This is a genomic window from Cecembia calidifontis, assembly GCF_004216715.1.
Taxonomy (GTDB): Bacteria; Bacteroidota; Bacteroidia; order Cytophagales; family Cyclobacteriaceae; genus Cecembia_A; species Cecembia_A calidifontis.
On the sequence record NZ_SGXG01000001.1, the window covers coordinates 2,660,732 to 2,683,935 of the forward strand.

At 42.4% G+C, this 23,204-nt stretch carries 19 protein-coding genes and 2 pseudogenes; 6 read left to right on the forward strand and 15 right to left on the reverse strand.

The window, feature by feature from the left end; translation table 11 throughout:
- Positions 1-81: 81 nt before the first annotated feature.
- From BC751_RS11490 to BC751_RS11540, 11 genes are all read right to left on the reverse strand, one after another.
- The gene (locus BC751_RS11490; RefSeq protein ID WP_130275658.1) at positions 82-1,890 is read right to left on the reverse strand and encodes a CocE/NonD family hydrolase; all 1,809 of its coding nucleotides are present in this window, start codon (positions 1,888-1,890) and stop codon (positions 82-84) included.
- Positions 1,891-1,978: 88 nt separating this feature from the next.
- Positions 1,979-2,374: a cyclophilin-like fold protein gene (locus BC751_RS11495; protein ID WP_207226873.1), complete on the reverse strand. Its 396-nt coding sequence runs from the start codon at positions 2,372-2,374 to the stop codon at positions 1,979-1,981.
- A gap of 137 nt (positions 2,375-2,511) precedes the next feature.
- Positions 2,512-3,948, reverse strand: coding sequence for a PQQ-dependent sugar dehydrogenase (locus BC751_RS11500; protein ID WP_130275659.1), 1,437 nt, complete (start codon positions 3,946-3,948; stop codon positions 2,512-2,514).
- Between the two features lie 32 nt (positions 3,949-3,980).
- Positions 3,981-4,160 (reverse strand): hypothetical protein, encoded by a 180-nt coding sequence (locus BC751_RS11505; protein WP_130275660.1) that lies wholly within the window; start codon positions 4,158-4,160, stop codon positions 3,981-3,983.
- Positions 4,161-4,165: 5 nt separating this feature from the next.
- Complete coding sequence (locus BC751_RS11510) at positions 4,166-5,233, reverse strand: alpha/beta hydrolase (protein ID WP_130275661.1); 1,068 nt, start codon at positions 5,231-5,233, stop codon at positions 4,166-4,168.
- Positions 5,234-5,319: 86 nt separating this feature from the next.
- Positions 5,320-6,198, reverse strand: a complete 879-nt coding sequence (locus BC751_RS11515) for a helix-turn-helix domain-containing protein (RefSeq protein WP_130275662.1) — start codon at positions 6,196-6,198, stop codon at positions 5,320-5,322.
- Between the two features lie 26 nt (positions 6,199-6,224).
- Positions 6,225-7,022 carry a hypothetical protein gene (locus BC751_RS11520; protein WP_130275663.1) on the reverse strand — a complete coding sequence of 266 codons (798 nt, stop codon included), beginning with the start codon at positions 7,020-7,022 and terminating at the stop codon, positions 6,225-6,227.
- 175 nt (positions 7,023-7,197) lie between these two features.
- On the reverse strand, positions 7,198-7,893 hold the full coding sequence (locus BC751_RS11525; RefSeq protein ID WP_207226874.1) for a LamG domain-containing protein: 696 nt from the start codon (positions 7,891-7,893) through the stop codon (positions 7,198-7,200).
- A 145-nt stretch (positions 7,894-8,038) separates the two neighbouring features.
- Positions 8,039-8,752 carry a 3-keto-alpha-glucoside-1,2-lyase-like domain-containing protein gene (locus BC751_RS11530; protein WP_130275664.1) on the reverse strand — a complete coding sequence of 238 codons (714 nt, stop codon included), beginning with the start codon at positions 8,750-8,752 and terminating at the stop codon, positions 8,039-8,041.
- 123 nt (positions 8,753-8,875) lie between these two features.
- A complete protein-coding gene (locus BC751_RS11535; RefSeq protein ID WP_130275665.1) occupies positions 8,876-9,376 on the reverse strand; it encodes a nuclear transport factor 2 family protein in 501 nt (166 codons plus the stop codon).
- Positions 9,377-9,484: 108 nt separating this feature from the next.
- On the reverse strand, positions 9,485-10,036 hold the full coding sequence (locus tag BC751_RS11540; protein WP_130275666.1) for a Crp/Fnr family transcriptional regulator: 552 nt from the start codon (positions 10,034-10,036) through the stop codon (positions 9,485-9,487).
- 699 nt (positions 10,037-10,735) lie between these two features.
- Here BC751_RS11540 and BC751_RS22430 point away from each other — a divergent pair.
- The 3 genes from BC751_RS22430 to BC751_RS11555 all read left to right on the forward strand — a co-directional run bounded on the left by BC751_RS22430 (position 10,736) and on the right by BC751_RS11555 (position 13,201).
- The gene (locus BC751_RS22430; RefSeq protein WP_242617450.1) at positions 10,736-10,909 is read left to right on the forward strand and encodes a transposase; all 174 of its coding nucleotides are present in this window, start codon (positions 10,736-10,738) and stop codon (positions 10,907-10,909) included.
- Between the two features lie 366 nt (positions 10,910-11,275).
- Positions 11,276-12,592, forward strand: coding sequence for a T9SS type A sorting domain-containing protein (locus BC751_RS11550; protein ID WP_130275667.1), 1,317 nt, complete (start codon positions 11,276-11,278; stop codon positions 12,590-12,592).
- Positions 12,593-12,613: 21 nt separating this feature from the next.
- Positions 12,614-13,201 (forward strand): hypothetical protein, encoded by a 588-nt coding sequence (locus BC751_RS11555; protein WP_207226875.1) that lies wholly within the window; start codon positions 12,614-12,616, stop codon positions 13,199-13,201.
- 372 nt (positions 13,202-13,573) lie between these two features.
- Here BC751_RS11555 and BC751_RS11560 read toward each other — a convergent pair whose 3' ends face one another.
- Positions 13,574-15,817 (reverse strand): xanthine dehydrogenase family protein molybdopterin-binding subunit, encoded by a 2,244-nt coding sequence (locus BC751_RS11560; protein ID WP_130275668.1) that lies wholly within the window; start codon positions 15,815-15,817, stop codon positions 13,574-13,576.
- A gap of 252 nt (positions 15,818-16,069) precedes the next feature.
- Positions 16,070-16,441, reverse strand: a pseudogene (locus BC751_RS22720) (IS1634 family transposase); the annotation flags it as partial.
- A gap of 397 nt (positions 16,442-16,838) precedes the next feature.
- Between BC751_RS22720 and tnpC the strand changes: the two are divergent.
- From tnpC to BC751_RS11575, 3 genes are all read left to right on the forward strand, one after another.
- Positions 16,839-18,197: an IS66 family transposase gene (tnpC, locus tag BC751_RS11565; RefSeq protein ID WP_130275669.1), complete on the forward strand. Its 1,359-nt coding sequence runs from the start codon at positions 16,839-16,841 to the stop codon at positions 18,195-18,197.
- Positions 18,198-18,375: 178 nt separating this feature from the next.
- On the forward strand, positions 18,376-21,102 hold the full coding sequence (locus tag BC751_RS11570; protein WP_130275670.1) for a T9SS type A sorting domain-containing protein: 2,727 nt from the start codon (positions 18,376-18,378) through the stop codon (positions 21,100-21,102).
- A gap of 152 nt (positions 21,103-21,254) precedes the next feature.
- Positions 21,255-21,668: a hypothetical protein gene (locus BC751_RS11575; RefSeq protein ID WP_130275671.1), complete on the forward strand. Its 414-nt coding sequence runs from the start codon at positions 21,255-21,257 to the stop codon at positions 21,666-21,668.
- 276 nt (positions 21,669-21,944) lie between these two features.
- On the opposite strand, the pseudogene BC751_RS22725 reads toward BC751_RS11575, so the two are convergent.
- Positions 21,945-22,315: pseudogene (locus tag BC751_RS22725) on the reverse strand (IS1634 family transposase); the annotation flags it as partial.
- Between the two features lie 278 nt (positions 22,316-22,593).
- The gene (locus BC751_RS11580; protein ID WP_130275672.1) at positions 22,594-23,073 is read right to left on the reverse strand and encodes a nuclear transport factor 2 family protein; all 480 of its coding nucleotides are present in this window, start codon (positions 23,071-23,073) and stop codon (positions 22,594-22,596) included.
- Between the last annotated feature and the right edge of the window lie 131 nt (positions 23,074-23,204).

Consider the following 23,204-nt stretch of genomic DNA (forward strand, 5'->3'; position numbering starts at 1 on the left):
AATATTTACAAAAATCAAACAATAAAATGCTTTCCAAAGCATCTAAGATTCACAAAGACATAGAATATTTCAAAGCATATTTCACCGTTCGATCACCGGCAAAATCAATACGGAAGGAAACTCATCCTCATGATACACCTTGTTGGTGGCTTTTTGGTATTCTTCGGCCGATTCGAAGTAAATGCTTCCGCCGGTGTTGCTGTTGCGGTTGAATTGAGGAAAATTGCTGCTGGAAACCTCTAGTCTGATCTGATGTCCAGGTAGGAAAACATTGGAGGTAGCCTGTAGGTCAATCTCCACTTCATAGACTTTTCCGGGCTCCATCAGTTCCTCTTTTTCAAGAGAGTTGCGGTACCGTACCCTTTTGATACCGGTAGTCAGCAACATGGCACGTCCATCGGGAAATACGTCCACAAGTTTGGCAGTGAAATCTGTATCCGGAGCCGAAGAGGAAATAAAGAGCTTCAAGGTGATGTCTCCTGTCACCTCAATCGCTTTTTCCAAAACAGGTGTGGAATAGACCAACACATCATCCCTCAATTCCACTTCCATCTGATCCCTTGGTCCTGTAGCATTTGGACCGGGGAGAATGACCTGCCCTCCCAAAGTTGGCACAGGATTCATCGGATCATAGACAAAAACATCAGGCTTTTCCCCGATAGGGGCTTGTTCTGATAAATACCCATCCCCTTTGACTGAATTGGCTTTTCCACCACTCCTCAGGTAGAAGTTTTTGTATTCAGTGCCAGGAATAGGCCAGTCTTTTTCGGTTCTCCACTTATTTATACCCATGGTGAATATCATCACCGGATCCTCTTGCTCTATTCCGTTTTTCTCTCCCTTAACCCAACGGTCATACCAACGAAGTTTGATTCCATCCATGTCAATTGCCGAACTGCTGGATTCCGGACCAAAAGAAATTTCGGGAAATTCGCCGCTGAAATTCATGTGTGTCCAAGGCCCCATGATCAAGCGTTGGTTTTTTCGGGCTATTTCCGATCCTGCTTTGTCTCGCATGGAGGTATAAATTTCAATGGTTCCCCGAACAAAAATGTCATACCAGCCGCTGATATGCATGGCTGGAATGGTCATGTTTTGGTAACCCGAATTGGGAGATCTTTCTTCCCAATAAGGACCGGCATTGGGGTTTTTGAGCCATTCGATATAAAATGGGGCATACTTGGCAATGTATGGATGGTTTGCGAGGGGGAGGCCATTGAGGACAGAAATTTCATCCGGGATACTTTCCCTGGGTTCTACATCCTCGCCTCTTGCCCGCCTTCTTTCCATCAGGTCAGGCAAAATAGAGACGATCCATCGCAAATCATGGAGTACTTTGGCCCCTCCTTGGTAAGAAGTCCCCTCATGGGTATTGGAAAAGGTGATTTCAGGAACCATGGTCTTTACGGCGGGATGATTTTCACGGGCAGGCAAGGTTTGTGTTCCTCCTAAATAAGACCCTCCGAAAGTCCCGATTTTTCCGTTGGACCAGGGTTGTTGGTTGATCCAATCGTACAGGTCAAGGGCATCATTGGTTTCATAAACATAAGATTCAAAATCCCCCTCTGATGCGTACCTGCCACGCACATCCTGAATGACGATTACATATCCGGCATTCAAATACCGTTCGAAATCAAGTCTTGTATTGTTTTTATTGTAAGGTGTCCGGGCCACCAAAACAGGGGATGGGGGAGCATCTTTCAGCCTGTAGATATCCGTAGCCAGCATTGCGCCATCCCGGGTAGGCATCATGATGTCCTTTTCTTGGATGATTTCAGATTGGCCATGGGTGTGGCTTGGGGAGCAGCCAAAAAGGATTGTGAAAAACAACAGGATTCCCGGAATCAGTTGCTTGAAATATGTTGAGCTACAGTACGAAGTTTCTTTCATTTCTTAACCTATTTTTTTAAAGAATGCTTATATAGATACTTAATCCTGTCAGGATTGAAACCAAATTTTTAAATACCCTACCATCCCTCTATTTCTCCAGTTCCATCAGCACCCTGACATTCCCTTTTCCCAATGCATTTTCCAAACCTTCGGGATTATCGATTTTTCCGATCCGGGTATAGCTGTAGGAAGAGTTGAACGTTTTATAGAAGATTACCAAAGTATTGGATCCCCATAGAAGAATGTCACCGTTCCGTATGGTGCCTGGGCTAAAGGTGTTTATCGGAAGATTTTGGGGAAGACGGTAATATTTTTCGTTGCTGTTCAGCTCAGTCATTTCCATCTCCAAAGGAAGCATGCTGACCAGTTTGGCAGTAGTTTCGGTTTCTAACAGAGATGCAGTAAACTCTTTATTGCCAACCTTGACAATTACTTTTATTCCTTGATTTTCCATATCGTTCCATTCTTGTGGTAATTGGTCCATTGCATCGACGCGTTCACAGGATATGCCCAGGCAAAATATGGATCCGAAAATCAGAAAAAGAACCAAAATACATGTTTTTGAGATGTTCTGCATTTTTTCAAGGATTAGTTTTTGCCATTTTTGAAGCCAAATTCTACTTATTCCAACGGTGAAATCCTTAACAAAGCATCAGGAGAATTCGTCAAGACGTATAGTGCCCCATCTGGTCCAAATTTCACGTCTCTTACTCTTCCCATTCCTTTAAGAATTACTTCCTGGCTTAACACTTTATCCCCATCTAACACAAGTCTTCGTATTTCCTGATCTTTCAGGGCGGTGACAAGAAGGTTATTCTGCCATTTAGGGAATTGACCTCCGGTAACAAATTCTGAAGCACATACAGCTATGGATGGATCCCAATAAGTCAGTGGCTGTTCCATCCCTTCATGGTGAGTGAGATTCGTAATAGTGGTCCCATCGTAATTTACTCCATATGTGATTATAGGCCATCCGTAATTTCCGGCTTTTTTCAGGCGATTGACTTCATCACCGCCTCTGGGTCCATGGTCTGTAAAATAAATTTCGCCTGTTTCAGGGTGTTGGGAAATTCCTTGCACGTTTCGTGTGCCTATGGCATATATCCCCTGTAATTTTCCTTCTTGACCAAAATAAGGATTGTCTTTGGGAATGCTCCCATCTGGATGGATCCTGAAAATCTTTCCTTCAGCACGGTATAGGAGTTGCGGGTTGTTTCCGGATTGGATGGATTGCTGCATATCCCCTATGGTAAAAAACAAAAAGCCATCTTTGTCAAATAGCAAGCGACTGCCCCACCTAAAACCCCCACTGACCAAAATGGAATCTGGAGCCTGAAAAAGGGTTTCTTCCTTTATCCAATGGTAATCCCTGACTTTTCCTCTGATCAGTTTGGTCATGGCAGGAGAGGTCTGGTCAGCCGTATTTTTAGGGTTATGGCTAAAAGCAATGTACACCCAACCGTTTTCTTCATAATTTGGATCCAATGCCAAATCCATCATTCCGCCAAACATGTCCGAACCATAGACAAAAGGGAGACCAGCTATCTTTCCCGGGTCAAGTTTACCGTTTTTCACCCAGTAAAGGTTCCCTTTATTTCCCGTGATCAATGCTGTATTGGTATCAACAAATTCTATCCCCCATGGAACTTCTAAACCTTCAGTTACGACTTTCTCGATTTTCAAAACATAATCCTGAGTCTTAAACGTCGCAGGTTTTTCCGCAGCAGAGTTGTAGCTGGGACTTTTTCTTTTATTCAGGATATATTCCGTCAGGGTGTTGATTTCTTTTGTCCCCAGAGCATTGCCCCATGCAATCATGGTGGTATTGGGGACTCCTTTTTCGATAGCTTGGGAGATGGAACGCATGTCATTACCCTGCTTTAGGTTTTCGGTCAATAAAGAGGAACCAGCAGGGGTACCTTTTAAGTCCGCTCCATGACAACCCATACAATAGGTTTGATATATCTTGGCACCATCTTGGGAATAGCCATGAAGTGAAAGGGAAATAGTAGTAATTAGCACCAGCCCTAAAATCTTTGGGCACTTGAGATTTATCATATCTAATTTGTTCAAGAATCTGCCTGACTATTTTAATTGGCTGCTTTTACATTTCCAGTAAAATATTCTTCTGAGGCAGGTTCACCTACCTTGAAGATGCTTTCTTGTTCTTGCTCCCTCATCGTCAAATCTGTTTTATTTTGGCAAGCAAACCCGACCAGGGCCATCAAAATGACCCGGGTCAGCCTGTAAGAGAAATTGATTCCTGTCATGGGGATCACTTGAGTTTGGCCTTGAAAAAGGACGCCATTTTTTCGAAAGGAATAACATCCAACCTGTCATACAGATCGACATGGCTGGCACCGGGTATGATCAGCAACTCTTTGGGTTGGTTTGCCATAGCATAAATATCTTCACTCATGTACCTGGAATGGGCATTTTCCCCGGCAATCAGTAATATAGGTGTTGGAGAAATGTCCTTCAAATGGCTCAAAATGGGCGAATTGATCAAGGAAATAGCTGAGGTCGTAGCCCAAGCCCCGTTGGAATTGATGGACCGGTTATGATAACCTCTGGGGGTTTTGTAATAATCAAAATAGTCTTTGATAAACTGTGGTTCATCACCGGTCAGCTTATCTTTGTTGGGTTGGGCACCATAGTCAGCATTGCCTTTTTCAGCATCTTCCCATCTTTTTTGGCTTAACATGGCCAACATTTTTGCACGGTCTTCTGCTGTAATTTGGTCATTGTAACCATGGGCAGAAACCCTGGTAATGTCATACATGCTTGTGGTAGCAACGGCTTTGATTCTCTTGTCTGCAATGGCAGCGTTCAAGGCAAATCCCCCAAACCCACAGATGCCTATAATTCCTATACGCTCCCTATCCACTTGGGCTAAAAGTCCCAAAAAGTCAATGGCTGCACTGAAATCCTCTGTATTGATATCCGGAGAGGCAATGTTTCTGACTTCACCGCCACTTTCTCCGGTGTAAGAAGGGTCAAAAGCCAGGGCAATAAAACCCTGCTCAGCCATTTGCTGGGCATAAAGCCCGGAGGACTGTTCCTTTACGGCTCCGAAAGGTCCGCTCAATGCAAGGGCAGGAAATGTTTGGCTTGATAGATTTTTAGGAATGTACAGGTCACCTACCAGGGTGATCCCAAATCTGTTTTTGAATTCTACCTTTTCCCGTATAACGAGGTCACTCAAAGGAAAGGTATAGTGATCTTCAATAATGGTTGTATTCATGGCATTTTTGGTTTTGATAGATTGAGAATCTTGATATTGTGGGTAGGTATTTCCTATAGAAAGGACCATTACTCCCAGGAAATAAAATGTCTTTTTCATCTTGTTGGACAGTTGGATCAATAAGACAAATTTACTTCCTTAAGCTCCTGACCAGGTAATGAAATCCAAACCAAAAAGTATGAAAATCAAGCAGTAAAGTCCCGAATGGATTTTGGGGTAGTGCCGGCAATCCGTTTGAAAAAGTTGTTGAAGTAGGTCGGGTACTCAAATCCCAGGGAATAGCCCACTTCACTGATGTTCCAGTCGGTATATTGCAACAGTGCCTTGGCTTCATTGGCGATGCGCTCCGAAATATGGGTCGAGGTGGATTTTCCGGTCACTTGCTTGACAGACCTGTTCAGGTGGTTGACATGCACAGAAAGGGCATCTGCAAAATCCTTAGGACTTCTAAGGCTAAGCGGCGCATCCGCACTCTCTATCGGAAACTGCCTTTCAAGCAATTCCAGAAATACCGCAGTCAACCTGTGGGCAGCATTTTTTGGTTCCTCCACATTCTCGGCAGGCTGCAGTTTCATGGCTTCATGAATGATGAGTTGGATATAATTCCGTATCAATTCATCTTTATAGGGATATTCCGACTCCTGCTCGTCAATCATTTTTCGGAATATTTCATTGAGGGTGTCCCTTTGTTGTTCATTTATATCAAAAATGGGTGTTCCACCCAATTTGAACAAAGGGGATTGCAGGATGCTTTCAGACCTTTCGGAAACCTTGAAGAATTCTTCTGAAAAAAGGCAGGTATAGCCCACATAAGTCCTTGAAATTGTCTCCCAGGAATAAGGTATATGTGGATTGCCAAAAAACAGAATGGTACCTTCATGCTCAAAACTACGGTCTGCGTAGTGGATTTTGCTCTTTCCTGTAGTCAGACATATTTTATAAAAATCCTTTCGGCTGTACATCTTAGTAGCCGCTCCATCTGCTTCGATCTGAAAGGCATTGAAACCTTTCAGCTTAAGTTCGGTATTGTACGGGGACAATTGCCTTTCTGTTGATTTTTTCATAGGTATAAGTTAAGAAATTCAAATCGTTAATTTTTAAATACCGTGGCGGTGGGTGTATAGTTTTTGCCAAATGAATAGATCAGGCTGAAACTGAACATCCAGTCTGATGTGTCCAGAAATTGTGTCCGGATGGCTTTGTTGGTCAACACCTGAAACGCCAGAGGAAAGTCCTCTTTGGCAAGCGCAAGAATGGAAGACACAAAAACACCTTCGTTTTGATCCATGTTCAGGTAATAGATCTGCGGGTTAAAACGAAGGTAAAATTGTTCGTTGAGTTGCAGTTTCCTGAAATTGGCATTGAGTGTTATAAAATGTGTTCTTTTGACGGAACTCTCGGAAAATCCATTGCCATTGAGGTAGTAGAGGCCTATACTGGTATTGGGCGTGATAAAATAATTGGGTACAACTTCACCTGCCAGGTATCGTTCCGTGGTGATGACATCGGCAGGCGGTGCCCCATTCATAGATAACACTTGTGGGACAAAGAGCAATCCAGGGTGTGCACCCACATTTAACTTGAATTTTTCCCCTTGGATTAATTTATATCTGCTCCATAAAAGTATGGTCCAGGGCTTCCCTTCCAAGGAAAAGTGAAATTCCGGTTCAAAAGTGAACCTGTTTCCCATGTTGAGCATGAGAAAACCTGCCGGTTTGTTCAGTGAAAAAGTAGGGAGTAAGGCAATTCCATTATTATTGACTCCGACCGAACCTCCAAAATAATTGGGATTGCCATTTTCTTCTTGCGCTTGAATGATTAAGGGAAACAAACAGAGTAGCATCCCCAAGGAAAACCGATAAATTGTTCTTAATGCTTTGATAATCATAATTATCTGAATAGTACAGGTGCAAATCTACGAAATACCAAACCAGATAAATTAAGAAAATCAAACAATTATTGAATATTATCAAATGATAGCAGTTTTTTATGCAAATTTAATCCCTATACAAAACTTTCAAAAGCCTGGGCAGAGAATCCGGTAGGGGCTAAGATAAAACCAATTATCTGGAATTGACCTTAATATCCTTGAAGTAACCTTCCGTTCCGATGTCCACCCAAAGTCCAATCGAACCGGTAGAGGTGGATCCCAGCATTTCCTTGACCAAAAAGGAAGGCTGCTCTTGGTCATTAAGGTAGAGTTTGGCCGATTTGCCCCTGAACGCGATCCGCATCGTGATCCACTCATCCAATCCCATATCGGCGTAGGTTTCGTACAGCTCCGGGAATTCCTTCCGCAATCGATCAAATTTGTCATCCGGATAGGCATAGTATTGGACCGAATGGTTTCTTCGCACCTGATCATCTGCCCTTCCGTTGGTGGGTCGGATATAAATGGATTCGTATGCTGAATTGTCTGGACTAATCCGAAAAGCCAAGTCAATAAACCCACGGACAAAGGCAGGGACCTCAGGCAATAATCGGCTGAGGACTTTGACCTCAACGGTTCCATTTTCCAGATCCAGCCCTGCCAGTTTAACAAAGGTGGGTTCGTCAACAGTCTGCCCCAACCTATCCGGATCAAAAGGCAAGGATTCCAAATCCCGCACGACTCTCAGAACTTCCTCGCCGTTCAACTGAACCACTGAAGCATTTACATGGGAAATTTCAAATTCTTTCCCTTCAAGTAGGATAGTTTGGGCCTGGGCTCCATAAATCATTGAGAAAAGGCCATGTAGTGTCAGTTTCAAGTTGTTCATGTCTAGATTGGTTTAATGTGCTTCTACCTTATTGGGCTATGTTGAATGGTTCAAACTTTTCCAAAGTTTTGAACTTTAGAAAAGCTGTTGGAAAGAAATTTAGGTTTGTCGGGAAACTTACCCATTCCTTGATTTGATTTTTACACTAAATATCACTCACCCTTTCGCTTGCTTTCCTTACTTGCAAAGCCCTTTTAGTCACTTTCAGATCCCTGAAATATCCGATAGTACCGATATCCACATAAAGTCCAACAAAACCTTTTTTGTTCTCTCCCAGCATTTTATCCACTATAAAAGTAGAATACTTCATGTCGTTGATAAATAGCTCGGCAGTTTCACCGTTGACCTCAATCCTCATTGTAATCCACTCATTCAATCCCACCGGTGCCGAACCTTCGTATCTGAAAGGAGCGATTTTCCGAAAGGTGTCAAATTTGAAGTGTGGATAAGAAAAATACTGTTCCGTATGGTTCCTATGCAGCTGATTGTCTGATCTTCCCACTTTTGGCCGCAAGTAAATGCTCTCAAAAGCAGAATCATCTTCTTTTACCCTGAAGAATACCCCAATAAATCCTGCAATTTCCGCGTATGTAGCAGGGTTTTGCAATTGACTGTACATTTTGACTTCAATGGTCCCGTTTTCGAAGTCATCCAAACCCAACAACCGGGCATAATGTGGCTCATCCACAGTGGCCTCTATATTGGTGGAATCAAAAGGAATAGCATTCAGGTCTCTTTCAATTTTCAAGACCTTTTTACCATCAAATCTGATGATCTCGCCTGTGACATTGTGTAACTCAAACTCCTGGTTTTTAAGTTTAAGTGTTTGGGCGTGGGCATTAAATGTGAAAATTGCCAATAGAAGGATTATATAATATTTTTCATTTTCATGTTTTTAAATGTTCATGGATACAAATTTCTCCAGATCTGCAGGTATTAACCTTTAACCTAGGTTAAGAAATTTGGATAGATCAGGTAAGGCTTAGAATCCTTCCCTTTCACCTGTTTGAGGCATGCTGGAATAGTGTACATGTACTAGCTTCCAGTCTTTTCCAAATTTTTTTAGCACTTGAGTTTCCCTTCCTTTGGTCTGCATAGCGTCCGGGCGCTCACCTGAAAATACTGCATCGAAAACCCAATAAAATTCAACAACTGCCATATCTCCGTAAAGGGTTATATGTTCATCATAACTTTTAAGATCACGGCTACTGAACCGGGAGCCGAACATTGCATAGATTCCAGTCTTGATTCCTTCCCAGCTTTTTTCATGGCCTCTTGGATGGATAAAACTCACCTTCTCGGAAGTGTGCCAATTGTTTTTTGCCAATAGCGTATCAAATCGGTTGATGGATGTCTTGTAGTCTTCAATCACTTGTTGAATAGATAGTAGGTCCTCCTGGTTTGTCTGGTTTGATTCCTTTCCATCAGGTTTACATCCTGTCAAAAGGATTAGAAAGAGAAATAGAGAAGTCGGAAATTTCATGAGCTTTTTATTGAAGTGAATTTATGCTACAAAATTCCCTTCAATATTGCGGTTCTACCCTTAACCTAGGTTAAGAAATCAACCTTTGGATTGGAGCCCCTTACGGACCTAGCTTAAAAATTCCGGTGTGATGCCCAAATAAGAGGCAATCTGGGTGTTGGGCAAGCGGTTGGTAAGATGGGGGTACTGCTCCAAAAAACTGACATAACGTTCTTCTGCGGTGGAACTGAAATTCTGCAATACCCGATTTTGGAGTTCGATGTATTTGTGGTCGATCATGACCTTAAAAATCCTGTTCAGTTTTGGGATCTCTGTAAAAAGAAAAAACAAATCCTGCTGTTTGACCTGCAGGAGTTTGGCTGCTTCGAGGGATTCAATATTTAACAGGCTTGGTTTTGCGGTGCAAAAACTTGCAATATCCGCTATCCAGTCATTTTCTGCAGCAAACTGTATATTATGTTCGAATCCCTTGTCATCCATCCCAAACATCCTGAAACAGCCCTCAACAATAAAAGCGTAAGTTTTACAGATCTCTCCTGCCACAAGTATTTTTTGCATTCGTTTTGCACTCACCGTGAAGAACCTGTCTTTGATCAGGTCTTTTTCCTGGGTACTAAGTGGGATAAAACTTTCTAGGTGAAGGAAGAGGGTTTCGATCATTTGATTATTCAAAGTCTGGTAGTGGTCAAGCTACTGTTTTAATTCCTCAAAATAAAGCAAATTGGCTTAAAAAGCTTGGTTTGGAAGTGAATTGTGAATGCAGTTTTGAAAAGTTCAACCCCCTTGGGGTTGAGGGTAACGTATTAGAGTTGCTCAAGGCCCCAGGTTTCACCTGGGGTTATTGACAGGTTAGACCACTTCGTGGTCATTTTAGATATTTAATATTGGCCCAGTGGTCTTTTGAAGGGTTAAAACTTCTGTGAAGTTGCCTTTGGAAAATTACGATTATCATTAGTTGCCCCTAAAGAGACAAATCTTTCAGTAACCAAGAGTGCTTATGATGATATTTACAGCTCGAAACCTGCTCCGACCCCGAATGGGGTCAACCCTTTCAATAACCGCGGGTGAAACCCATGGAAAAAAAGGACCATAAACAATCCCCACCCGACCCTGAAAGGGTCGAACTCACTTACCTTTTTCAAATGGATCAGAAACAGTTGGTCTCAAAATCAAGAATTCCAAAAAAATTGACTTTGAATCCATTTTTACCGAAATTACATTATCGTTTTTAAACTTTTTAACCAAAACTTTTATGAGCACCTACACGCAGATTCTTTACCATTTTGTTTTTTCAACAAAACACCGAGAACCAACAATGGATCAAAACCAAAAAATAAGGCTTTTGCCTACATCCATCATTTGCTGACAAACAAAAACTGCTATTTATACCGTATCAATGGAGTGGAAGATCATTTACATATTTTGAATGCTGTACATCCAATAATCGCCCCTTCATCATTAATCAAGGACATCAAGTTGGCAAGTAGTGATTTTATAAAAAGAGAAAACATTTTCCCAAATTTCAAAGGATGACAAGATGGTTATGGAGCATTTATTGAAACTATCAAGGCTAAAAATAGACTTATCAAATATATCAAAAATCAGGAAGAGTATCATTATAAGACCACTTTTTTGGAAGAATACCAAGTACTTTTGAAAGAATATGAAATTGAATTTGATCTGAAGTTTTTGTTGTAGGTTTCCTTTTAATCAGTGGTGAAAAATTCAACCCCTATGGGGTTGAGGGGAAAATGTAAGTTTGTCTTGATTCAGAAAGGCTGGACCAAGACAATAAAAAGTGAATGGAAAAATTTTATTTTTTCACCTAAAGTTGTTGTTATTTGAATAAGATATTCTTAGATTTATCTAGTTGATTTCCGAAAAAATTCCTATACTAGAATGAATACAATTCCCGCCCCCGCTTCCTTGATCCACGGTGTGGTATTTCTGGTCAACTTCTGCACACGACCAAAATTCGTACTTATTTTCATCCTTGTCGTCTCAAGCTTTTTTTCTCATAGAGCGCAGGCAGTAAATGTAGTTATCGAGGGAACTTCCACTTTTGTTTGTCCAAGTAAATCAGTGACTTATTCAGCGAGAACATTCGAAGAGACGTTTGGAGTTGAAATTTTTTCCTGTAGCATACATTGGCAAGTTTTTGAGGGAAATGAAGTCGTTGGTCAGGGAACTGGTGTGAATTTCACATATACTTTTCCCGATGTTGGGCTTTATCAAATCAAGGTTGTAGCCAATGGATGCGGAATTTTTTTTGATTCAGGAGAAAAAATTGTTTCGACAACTTCACGTGTCCCTATTCCAAGCCCAATCTCAGGCCCGGCAATGTGTAACTCTGGACAGTCCTATTCCTATACCTCAAGTCCCACCTTAAATGTTATTTTTCCTGTCGGGGGAAATTGTTATTATCATTACCCCTACCGATGGGAAGCGCCGGAAGGCTGGTCTATCAATGGAGGTGGCAATATAGTTGAGCATAATGAAACAGTTAATATAGTTGCTCCCGCTGGAACTCCCTCGGGAAGTTACATAATTTCTGTTCAAGGTATGATACCAAAACCTAGCTCAAGTGATTTTTGGTATAGTCAAAAAAGAAATTTTTCAGTTCAGATAGGTCCATTCAATCAAACACAGGTATCTGTATCAGGCTCAGGTATGGTTTGTAATGGGAATTCGTATACCTACACAGCCAATGTTCCTACCGGGCACCAAAGTGGGTACACCTACAATTGGACTTACCCATCTGGATGGTCCGTTCAGAATACATCGAATAATACCATAACATTTTTCCTTCCTTCATCAAATAATACTTATGGTCCAGTTCGAGTATCTGTCAACAATGGATGTGGAGCCACTCATTTGACAGGAATTACAGTTATGCCTTGTAGTTACATGTATTCCTCGGGGGATTTTATCATATATCCCAATCCTTCCGATGGAGAATTATTTGTGGAGTATGATGTTAACGACAACAGAGCATTGGAACGGCTAGATGTGGAACCTCTGCATAAGGTAAACAAGCCAAGGACCTTAGTATTTAAAGTAAATGTTTTTGATCGAACTGAAAAACTGGTAAGGACTGGCGTGTCCAAAGAAAATAAGGTATTTGTAGATACGAGAGGTTTACAAACTGGTACTTATTTCCTGCATATAAATGCAGGGGATCAGGTAGTTAGAAAACAAATCATTGTTAAAAATTGATTTGGTGTTTAATTCAAAAAAATGAAAAAATTTATTCATGAAATCATGAAAAACTTCTCAAAATTACCATATGTGCTAGTCTTAGTCTTCGCTACTTTGTTACCCTTCGATGCAATGGCCCAATCTAAAGCAGTGCCTTTCACAGCCAAAAAAGCCGTTTATCTGGAGGTAGGCGGTAGTTCTGGAGTTTATGCATTTAACTACAGCAAAATTTTCCATCAAAAAGGAAAGCTCAAGCTGAATGCCAGTGCGGGATTTTCAATATTGATAAGAGAAACAACAAATTCAAAGACATATTGGCTTCCCGCAATTCCTTTAGAACTGACAGCCCTTTATGGCAAATCAAACCATCATTTGGAAATGGGATTTGGGGTTATTCCCTATTTAGACGCTGTCTCTCTTTTGGATTCAGAGACATTGGATTTTAAAGATAAAGTAGTGTTTGATACCGGTATCCCTCTAAGAATCGGATATAGATACCAAAAACCCGAAGGTGGGTTCTTTTTTAGGGTTGGCTATACCCCTTTTTTTAGTACACCTATTGGAGTTAGGGAGAATTGGGTTTTTACACCTTTTTTTGCAGGAGTAAGCTTTGGCAAGAGTTTTTGATGATCTTCTATTTTCCTTTATCTATTTCTCTAACTACCTCTGTACATCCACTAGCTTTTCTTCCTCAATCACAAAATATACCCCATCCCGTTTTATTCCTCCTGATTGGGAAAATCCTTAAAGGAATTGACTATTGGGGCAGCGTTCCTCGACTTGACGAAAACCATTTCCTACCCCATACCCTGCGTAGCTTTTGAAAGGAGCCACCGTATTACAACTCAGAACATTTTTATAAAGATCGCGTTTCATGCTTCTCGAAATTTCCTATTACGAGGAAAGATTAAAAGAATTTGCAATCCCCGATTGATTAGGATTAATAATCCTTTTCATTTAAGGTTCAAGATTACATATCTAGAACAGCGTTTACAAAAGCTAATTCGAAAGCTGGTGAACGAAAGGCTGCCTATACAACCGCTTTCCGGTTGCCCGATACAGGGCATTGGCCAAAGCCGCAAACACAGGCGGGTAACCCGGTTCTCCCAATCCGGTAGGATCTTCTCCATTCTCCACAAAATAGGTTTCAATTTCCTTTGGTGCCTCAGCCATCCTGATCATGCGGTAGCGGTCAAAATTGCTTCGGTCAGGTTGTCCCTTTTCAAACTTCAGTTCCCCGAACATGGCTGTCCCGATACCGTCCACCACGCATCCTTCGCTGAGATTTTTAGCAGCATCAGGGTTGATGACCAAGCCACAATCCAGTGCCTGAACCACTTTTTCAACCTTAACCCGTCCATTTTCGATTTTTAAATCAACTACCTGTGCAGCGTAGCTATTGTGGCAGAAGTAGGCTGAAACTCCTCGTGAAATACCGGCAGGAACTTGTCCCCAATTGGATTTATCTTTCACCAATTTCAATACGCCAGCATACCGATCCGGATCATAATCATTGTTTTCGCCCACGGGATTCTGTTTGGCTTTTTGCAATAGCTCCAAGCGAAAATCTATGGGATCTTTTCTCATGGTTTCAGCCACCTCATCCAAAAAGGACTGTTCAGCAGCAGCGATAAAATTGGATCTTGGTGCCCGAAAAGAACCCACGGTAATGTTGGAGGAGACAATCCATTCTTCTGCCAGGTAGTTGTCAATCGCTCCGGCAGGGAACCGGTTTGGGTGGGATGGGGGTTCGACCAAGCCGCCCGAATTGACATGAAACCCTATCAGGTTGTTGTCCTTGTCCAAAGCGGCCCGATAGGTAGCCTGATACATGGGACGATAGATTCCTCCTGTCATATCATCTTCACGGGTGTACATCAATTTGATCGGCGCATTGACTTTCTGGGAAATTACGGCTGCTTCAATCAACCAATGGGCATAAGAGCGACGGCCATAGCCACCGCCCAATCGGGTCATGTCGATATGGATATTTTCAATGGGTATTCCCAGTCGGGACGAAAGTGCTTGTTCGGTCAATTCCGGTTTTTGAAGCGGCCCGGCACATGCAACTTTGTCTCCCTGCACATGGGCAAAGAAATTCATGGGTTCCATACAGTTGTGCGCCATAAAAGGGCCGTAGAAAGTACGTTCAATGACTTTGGCTGCATTGGCAAAAGCAGCTTCCGGATTTCCATCTTTTCTGAGCGTTCTAGCTTTTTTGGCGGCATCAGTCATTTTTCTTTGCTGATCGGATTCGCTTTCCAGTCCTGCCGGGATCGTTCTCTTTTCTTTTCTGCCATTCCAGTCCCTGCTTTCCTCATAAGTGGAAAATTCTTCCCATTCCACTTTGACCGTTTTTTTGGCATTCATCACTTCCCAGGTCGAATTCCCGACAATGGCAACGGTATCCGTAAAACTTGTGGTGTCAAAAAAGGTGCGTTCGTAATCATCCTGATGGGATTTGATCTGGAAAATATCTTTGATTCCCGGCATGCCTGTGGCCTCTGAAGCATCGAATGATTTCAACTTCAGCCCATGGGCAGGAGGGTGAATGATCATGGCATAAAGCATACCCTCTTTTTTGTAATCCACTCCAAAAAGCGGTTTACCTGTCACGATTTTTTTGGCATCTACATTCTTGCGTGCAGTTCCTATGATCTTATAGTCCTTTTTATCTTTCAATTGCACATTCTCAGGCAAAGGAAGTGTTGCTGCCAAAGAAGCCATTTCTCCAAAGTGGGCTTTCTTCTTGGAGGCTGTGTGGAAGACATAACCTGATTCGGTGGTAATTTCATTGGCAGGTACATCCCAGGTTTGGGCAGCAGCATTGACCAATAGTTGTCGAGCGGTTGCTCCGGCTTGTCTCAGTACATTCCAACCTATTCTGATGGCCTGTGAGCCTCCGATAAATTGACGGGTAAAATTATCAGTATCCAAAGGCGCCTGTTCCACCAGGACTTTTGACCAGTCTGCATCCAGTTCTTCTGCCACGATCATAGGCATGCCTGTTTTTATATTTTGGCCTCCCTCCGGATTCGGCGACATAATGGTTACCAATCCGTTATCACCGATTTGGATAAACCCATTGATTCTGAACCATTCCTCCGGCATTCCAAGTGCAGCTTCTTTGGATCCGGGTTTACAGCCTGTCAACCAACCCACGCTTAAAAACAATCCTCCTCCGGCGAGGGCGGATACTTTGAGAAAAGAACGGCGGTTGAGGGAGGTTTTGGATATTGACATGTAGTGAGTGTATAAAATGTCTTTTCAATTTACTAAGGAATGGCCCCAATGTCAAGTTAGCTTTGATTGAGGGTTCTTAGGATTTTATTTTTGATTTTGATAAGAGAAAAATCTGCCGGGTTTTTAAGGTCACGTTCAAAACTTTCACTTTCGATAACTTAAACCTGTCAGGTTTAAATCCTTACCTTTGAATTTCATACGTATCTCATACACTGCTAAAGGTTACCTGTTTTGTGCAATGGGACACCCATGCTAAATTTTCATGATAACAGAAATAAGTTTCTGTTGTTCCTCGGTTGGTTTTAGCGGTATAGTTGAGTAAGTTTTTGATTCTGGCAGGAATACAATTATCTGATAAATGTTCATTTTTTAGCACTATTGCTCTTGTTACAGAAAACTCTGCTTCGACGATTTTCAACAGCCGTTCCAGCTCTTTGAACACCGCATAAATCACAAAGCAGATGGAGATATGGTTTCTATCCTTTCCGATATGCGAAGATGAATAGGACTTATTCAGATATCGGTTTTCCTTATTCGGGAAGCTTTCTCGAAAGGCAGCAGGTTTGCGTATGCTACAATGACTTCAGCCGGTTTCATGGTCGTGTTTGTCAGATAGCCTTTCAAAAATAATTAGCTCTGATTAGTCAAAAGAACTACCTAATGACTTGACAACTTTAGTGATTCTTGCGACTTTTTGGATAATCAGTACGAAAGAGCCACCGCTAGAATTCTTTTTGTGTCTCTCAAACATGAACTAAAAATTGTCAGGGACACCCAGAAACACAAAATAAATTAATGAAATTCAAATACTGTAACTACTCAGGTACTTTTTTATTAAACGATGTTCAAGATTTTAGGGTGCTATATGCCTTTGTTTGATTGTTGCGCATCTTTTTGGGTGAATGTACAAAAATCAGTTTTATTGCCTGTTTATCTACATGTTTTTGTGGGGAAAAACTGTGCAAAACATTGGTTATTATTTGATTAAGTTCCCATATTCAACAAACATTCCAGACAGACCTTGGACCATAGGGACAAACAGATTGAGCAGCTCATAAACATTAACCTCCAGCTCATGGAGCGGGTCAGGTTTTTGGAGAGAAGGGTGGCTGAACTCGAAAAGGAACTTGCCCGGTACCGTAATCCCAAAAACAGCCGCAACAGTTCTGTCCCCCCTTCCAAAGATGAAAACCGCCCCAAAAAGAACCAGAGCCTCCGTGAGGAGACCGATCGCAAACCCGGCGGTCAGCCGGGACACAAGGGCCATACACTGGAAATGACATCCCGCCCCGATAAAACAGAAAACCACATCCCTTCCTTCTGTACCTGCTGCGGCCGTGACCTGTCGGAAGTCCCTGCGGAACTTTCCTGCAGAAGACAGGTCTTTGACCTTCCCGTCATCAGACCGGTATGTACAGAGCACCGGAGCTATGTCAAAAGCTGTCCCTGCGGAGAAAAAAACAGGGCTGCATTCCCTGCGGGCATCAATGCCCCAGTGCAGTACGGAAGCGGGGTCGAGACCATGGTGGGCTATCTGTACGCAAGGCAGTATGTTCCCTACATAAGGATGAAGGAACTTCTCGGGGACTGCTTCGGCATTGGTCTGAGTGAGGGCAGCATCGACAACATCATCGGCAGATTTGCCCGTAAAGCAGCCCCGATCTATGCGATGATAAAGTCTGCCGTCTCCAAAAGTCCGGTGATAGGAGCTGACGAGACCGGAGCAAAAGTGGACGGGGTCAAACAATGGGTCTGGACTTACCAGACAGAGGAACACACCCTGTTGGCCATATCCGAATCCCGTGGACTCAAGGCGATGAAGGCACACTTTCCCGATGGATTCGGAAACGCAGTGTTATGCCATGACGCATGGAGGGCCTACTTCAGTTATTCCGAAAACCTGCACCAGCTCTGCTGTGCGCACCTGCTAAGGGATCTCAACTATATTGTGGAAAGGTATAGGTCAAAATGGGCCGAGAGCCTCAGGGCACTGTTCGGGGAAGCCATCCTGTTGAAGAAAAACCTGCCGGATGCAGACTTGGGAAAAAACATTGCCGCAATGGAGGAAAGGATGGATAAACTCCTAGGCTTACCTGTACACCCCGAACATGAAGAGGCGGTGACTTTTCAAAAAAGGCTGCTCAAATACAGGCAGTCCCTGCTCACTTTTCTTTACCACCCAAAAGTGCCGCCTGACAACAATGCCTCGGAAAGGGCCGTACGGAACGTCAAAGTGAAACAAAAGATATCGGGACAGTTCAAATCCGATATCGGCGCCGAAAACTTCTGTGTTATAAGATCCGTCGTGGACACCCTGATCAAACGTTCGGAAAAAGTACTGGAAAATCTAAATCATATAGCTAGATTACAACCTGAGTAGTTACCAAATACTTAATTTTCAACTAAAATAAATCCGTATAAAACAGGTGGATTGAAAAATTCCCTGTACAGGGTATTTTTTTTATAGACACCAACTATTATCTTTGACAATGTTGGATGTTTAGAGTTTTCAGAGACCTACTACCCAAGCATAACAGTTTCCATCTTTTCCAAATGCCATGAAGAAATTTCTACTGTTAATCGTCACTGTAATATCTATTCATACTATAGGTTTGGGTCAGATCGAAAACAAGGAGTTGCTTATCCGGACGCATAAGCGTCTTGACAGTGTCAGTGTCGAATCACTAGGAACCGACTATTTTTTAAACAAAGGATTTTTCTTCGGGCAATTCATGGACAAAATGAAAGGTCTAGATGGTAATGACCAAGATTCCAAAATTCTTTTCATGAATTCACCGCAGTGGAGATCACTCTATATGGGAGTGGTGAAATCATGTATAGGGCAAGAGAGATCACAGATAAATCCTGAAATGGTATTGGAGAAATATGAGGATAAGGCTTCCAATAAGGTTACTCTTGGGATTGTCTTCACTAAGGGTGAATGGCTCGAACCCGAAGAAATCGAAGAGAACATCAATGCGGTAAAAACCGGTAGTAGCAATTCGAAGGAATACAAACAGGTGACATTGGTTGGTGCCGCTCCCTTACAGCATGAGGGTCTTGGAACCAGAATTGAATTTGAGATACCTGAGGAACTGTTTATAGTCGAGAACAAAGATGTTTCAGTGGAAATCGATCTGTCGGACGGCTCAGGGTTCAGAAAAATCACCAAAGGAGACAGGCTCTCCGCAATCTACGCCGGCGGGGGCGAGAGGGCGCTCACCTTTAAATTCACGCACGGCAAAAATGTGGTTTCGGTGTTTTCCAAATTCATGGTGACCGTATTTGATGATACCGAACCCGATTATATCTTTGAGTTGGGAGGTGGGGAAGATGACGGTGCAGACCCGTCCAAAACCCGTATCCTCTCCCTTTCGGGAGGTCACGCCGTACTCTACAACGGGTGTGACAGGATCTTCGACAAGCCGGTTATTATTGTTGAAGGGTTTGATCCTTTAAACGAATTCAATGCGAACAATCTTCGGGCAAAATATGTAACCCCCGTTGAAAACAGGTTCAGGGCAAATGGCTATGACATGATATATCTGAATTTTTCAAATGGCGGCGCATCCATCCAGACCAATGCAGCAGTACTGGAGCAGCTTTTAATCGATGTCAAATCCAAGAAAGTGGGGAGCCACCCGATAACAGTAATTGGAGAAAGTATGGGTGGTCTGGTGGCAAGATATTGCCTAGGAAATATGGAAACCAAGGGCATTGTCCACGGAGTAGACAAATTCATAAGTTATGACTCCCCCCACTTAGGTGCCAATGTGCCGGTAGGCATTCAAAAACTTGTCGAGGATGTATATGATGTGGACATCAGAAACCTTTTCAACATTGCCCAGGCGGACTTGGATAAAGCCCTTACCTATCTTAACAGTCCAGCCGCTAGGCAAATGATGCTTCGATATAAGGGCCCAAACCCACATGCAGATTTCACGGCACTTCAAAATACGCTTGGCCAAATGGGGTTTCCTTCCCAAAACAATCTAAAAAAAATTGCCATTATCAATGGAAGTACAGTCGGGACCCAGCAGTCGCCGGTAAACAATTTTGCCCCAGGGGACATGATGTTCAAGGTCGATTTATTCACCGGATTGGCAAATGCGGTTATCAAACTCAGGACAAACAATATCAATGCGTCCACGACCGTTTCGTCCATTTGGATCACTGTCGGTGCCATACCTACAACCATAAAAGACCGTACCTTCAGTTTCAACGCATTCAATTATGATATTTCTGCGGGAGGGCACATAGAAACCACGGACTATTTTAGTGCTGACCTACTGGCTACGGCTTGGAAAAATTTTCTCACTATTTTCACACCCTTAATCTCATATGGGAGTTTTCAGGACTTTGGGAGGACCCAATTTTCCTTTGTTCCCCTTTTCAGTGCTGTGGCTTCAACTGCGCCACGAACTTCCCAGGCGCATCTAAACCGGACTGTTTCACAACTTCAGTCCAATGGATGGACACCGTTCCAGACAATTTATGGAACGAATAACAATACCATGCATGTAAGAAATATATCGATCTCAACCCAATGGGTGAGCTTATTAAGCAATGAATTCGGCATAACCTCTACCCTTTGCACCTTAGATCCAGGGACGATGTCCCCTCCTCCAGTTCCCCAATTCAATACAACACAATGGTACATGTGTCCCAACCAAAGCCTGAATTTTTGGATCACCAACGGTTCGTCCGTTTCCAATCTATATTCACATAGATGGGAGGTCACGGGGCCAAACAACTACTTCTACAATCTAAACTCTGATAACCTTACCTTGAGCTATCTCAATCCCGGATCTTATACCATTACCTTGATCCGGAGCTACTCCGGAGGAGCATATTCCAATATCTCCACAATAAGCAGCAGGGTAATCACGGTATTTCCTGCTTCGGATCCAGTTTATTGCAGTGGCGGTGGAGGAGGCCCAATCCAAAGGATTTTGGATGATGGAAATCGGGAAATCAGTCTTCTGGAAATCAATGAAAGCTTGCAGGGAACCGCACTTATAGATGAGGGCAGTATCCGTTTCTGGCCAAACCCGGCATTCGAAACAATTAGGATCGCCATGGCTGCCCGGGAAGGGACTAGATATACGATTTCTATAGTTCCTGCTGCCCATAGCCACAGTAACCGGACGGTCTTGAAGGATGGGAGTATGTCGAGCGTATTTGAAGATGGTACCTATGATGTAAGTCACCTAAGGCCTGGATTATATATCATCGAAATTCAAACGGATTCGCAGGTGGTTAGAAAACGAGTAATTATTCGATAAAAAAACAGATATAATTCCTGAATTTGTAAATGCTTTATTATTAACCTACAGGCATTGACTTAACTGCTCGATTCCATTTGCTTTCGGCCTAAAATAATCCTTGAAATCAATCGTGTACATAGTAATTTAAAGTACTTTAATCAGGTAAAGATATGGAAAATCAATCAAGAACTTTTTTTGCAACATTATTGATAGCGTCTTGCCTCTCTGCCCTTTCCTGTGAACAGGAACCGAGACAGACAGTTTTCGAGGGGAAGGTCCTCAGACGCGATAACGCGGTACCGTTAACAGATGTATATGTTTACATTACAGGTCATGGAATTGCCAGCATCTATACTTACCCAATCATAAATTTCACGGTTCCCTTAGATCAGGACGGTGGCTTTCGGTTGGTTGTGCCATTCCAGGAGGGATTGAGGAATTTCTCTGTCCAGGTATTACCAGACAACGGGCCTGAAACCGTTCCTTTTGATATCTCACTAACGGATTGTTCTCCTTTTAACTGCGAACATTTCCTAGTAGGAAAAACCTATAAATTCGATATCAGGGTTTCTGAACCCGATTAGGTAATATTCCCATACAATTCCTTTTGTAAAAAAGGCCTACAAAAGTCCTTCATCCCAAACCTAGAAATAGCTGGCCGCCGTCACCATGATGTGGTCCAGCAACTTGATTTCAAGCAGGTCGCATACCTACTCCAATTGCGAAGTCAGTTTTATGTTAGTTCGTAAGGAACCGTGTTCCCTGTCAGATGGTTGTGGATGACGATGATTGCCGGTGCGTTGCACTTCAGGTCGGTGATCAGTACCAACTTTCCTGTTTTGTGCGATAGGACACCCATGCTATATTTTCATGATAATAGGGATAAGTTTCTGTTGTTCCTCGGTTGGTTTTAGCGGTATAGTTGAGCAAGTTTTTGATTCTGGCAGGAATACTATTATCTGATAAATGTTCATTTTTTAGCACTATTGCTCTTGTTACAGAAAACTCTGCTTCGACGATTTTCAACAGCCGTTCCAGATCTTTGAAGACCGCAAAAACCACAAAGCAGATGCAGATATGGTTTCTATCCTTTCCGGTATGCGAAGATGAATAGGACTTATACAGATATCGTTTTCCTTATTCGGGAAGCTTTCTCGAAATGCAGCAGGTTTGCGTATGCTACAATGACTTCAGCCGGTTTTATGGTCGTGTTTGTCAGATAGCCTTTCAAAAATAATTAGCTCTGATTCGTCAAAAGAACTACCTAATGACTTGACAACTTTAGTGATTCTTGCGACTTTTTGGATAATCAGTACACAAGAGCCACGGCTAGAATTCTTTTTGTGTATCTCAAACATGAACTAAAAATTGTCAGGGAGACCCAGAAACACAAAATAAATTAATATAAATTAATGAAATTCAAATACTTAATTTTCAACTAAAATGAATCCACACAAAACAGGAAAAATCTGCCTGGTTTTTAAGCTCCCGTTAAAACTTTCACTTTCTTTAACTCAAACTTAGCAGGATTACACCGGATTTTTTCTCAATCTGATGCGTATCTCTTACACTGGTAAAGGTCATGGCCAGCATTTGCCAATTTTTTCCCTTTTTTTGGTACACCTCAGTTACCGTGAATTCCACTTTGGCATCATTGCCACGGACTACTGATTCGAGGGTTATCCGATTCCAGACGATTGCTGTTTTACCCACAATTTCTACTGCAGAATCATGAACAGTGGCTTTCTTGTACCAGATGCTACCTGTTTCAATGATTTCGAGTTCCCTTGGGGTAGTCCAGGTACCGCTCATGTGGACAAACTTGGCCTGTGGATGGAATAGGGGAGTGAGTTTGGCAATGTCTTTGTCTGCCATCCATTGCCATTTGTCCATGGAGAGTTGCAAAACCTCTTTTTCTAAAGAAGATTGGGCAAAGGTAAAGGAGGCACTAAAGACCAATAGGGCAATTATAATTAGGTTTTTTTTCATGATAGTATTGATTTTTGAGTTATTGATTCCATGTAATTGATTATTGATCCAATCCTTTTTCCTTTAGCAAATTAGCCCTGGGCCTTTAACACAATAGACCCCAAGTCTTCGGTGATGTGTTGGCCCTTGGC

Bases quoted from the DNA above. Each gene is read 5' to 3' on its own strand.
- BC751_RS11500 (WP_130275659.1), bottom strand. From the start codon at position 3,948: ATGATAAATCTCAAGTGCCCAAAGATTTTAGGGCTGGTGCTAATTACT.
- BC751_RS11505 (WP_130275660.1), bottom strand. From the start codon at position 4,160: ATGACAGGAATCAATTTCTCTTACAGGCTGACCCGGGTCATTTTGATG.
- BC751_RS11490 (WP_130275658.1), bottom strand. From the start codon at position 1,890: ATGAAAGAAACTTCGTACTGTAGCTCAACATATTTCAAGCAACTGATT.
- BC751_RS11525 (WP_207226874.1), bottom strand. From the start codon at position 7,893: ATGAACAACTTGAAACTGACACTACATGGCCTTTTCTCAATGATTTAT.
- BC751_RS11560 (WP_130275668.1), bottom strand. From the start codon at position 15,817: ATGTCAATATCCAAAACCTCCCTCAACCGCCGTTCTTTTCTCAAAGTA.
- BC751_RS11495 (WP_207226873.1), bottom strand. From the start codon at position 2,374: ATGGACCAATTACCACAAGAATGGAACGATATGGAAAATCAAGGAATA.
- BC751_RS11535 (WP_130275665.1), bottom strand. From the start codon at position 9,376: ATGAAATTTCCGACTTCTCTATTTCTCTTTCTAATCCTTTTGACAGGA.
- BC751_RS11580 (WP_130275672.1), bottom strand. From the start codon at position 23,073: ATGAAAAAAAACCTAATTATAATTGCCCTATTGGTCTTTAGTGCCTCC.
- BC751_RS11555 (WP_207226875.1), top strand. From the start codon at position 12,614: ATGAAAAAATTTATTCATGAAATCATGAAAAACTTCTCAAAATTACCA.
- BC751_RS11570 (WP_130275670.1), top strand. From the start codon at position 18,376: ATGAAGAAATTTCTACTGTTAATCGTCACTGTAATATCTATTCATACT.
- BC751_RS11515 (WP_130275662.1), bottom strand. From the start codon at position 6,198: ATGAAAAAATCAACAGAAAGGCAATTGTCCCCGTACAATACCGAACTT.
- BC751_RS11520 (WP_130275663.1), bottom strand. From the start codon at position 7,022: ATGATTATCAAAGCATTAAGAACAATTTATCGGTTTTCCTTGGGGATG.
- BC751_RS11510 (WP_130275661.1), bottom strand. From the start codon at position 5,233: ATGAAAAAGACATTTTATTTCCTGGGAGTAATGGTCCTTTCTATAGGA.
- BC751_RS11540 (WP_130275666.1), bottom strand. From the start codon at position 10,036: ATGATCGAAACCCTCTTCCTTCACCTAGAAAGTTTTATCCCACTTAGT.
- BC751_RS11550 (WP_130275667.1), top strand. From the start codon at position 11,276: ATGAATACAATTCCCGCCCCCGCTTCCTTGATCCACGGTGTGGTATTT.
- BC751_RS11575 (WP_130275671.1), top strand. From the start codon at position 21,255: ATGGAAAATCAATCAAGAACTTTTTTTGCAACATTATTGATAGCGTCT.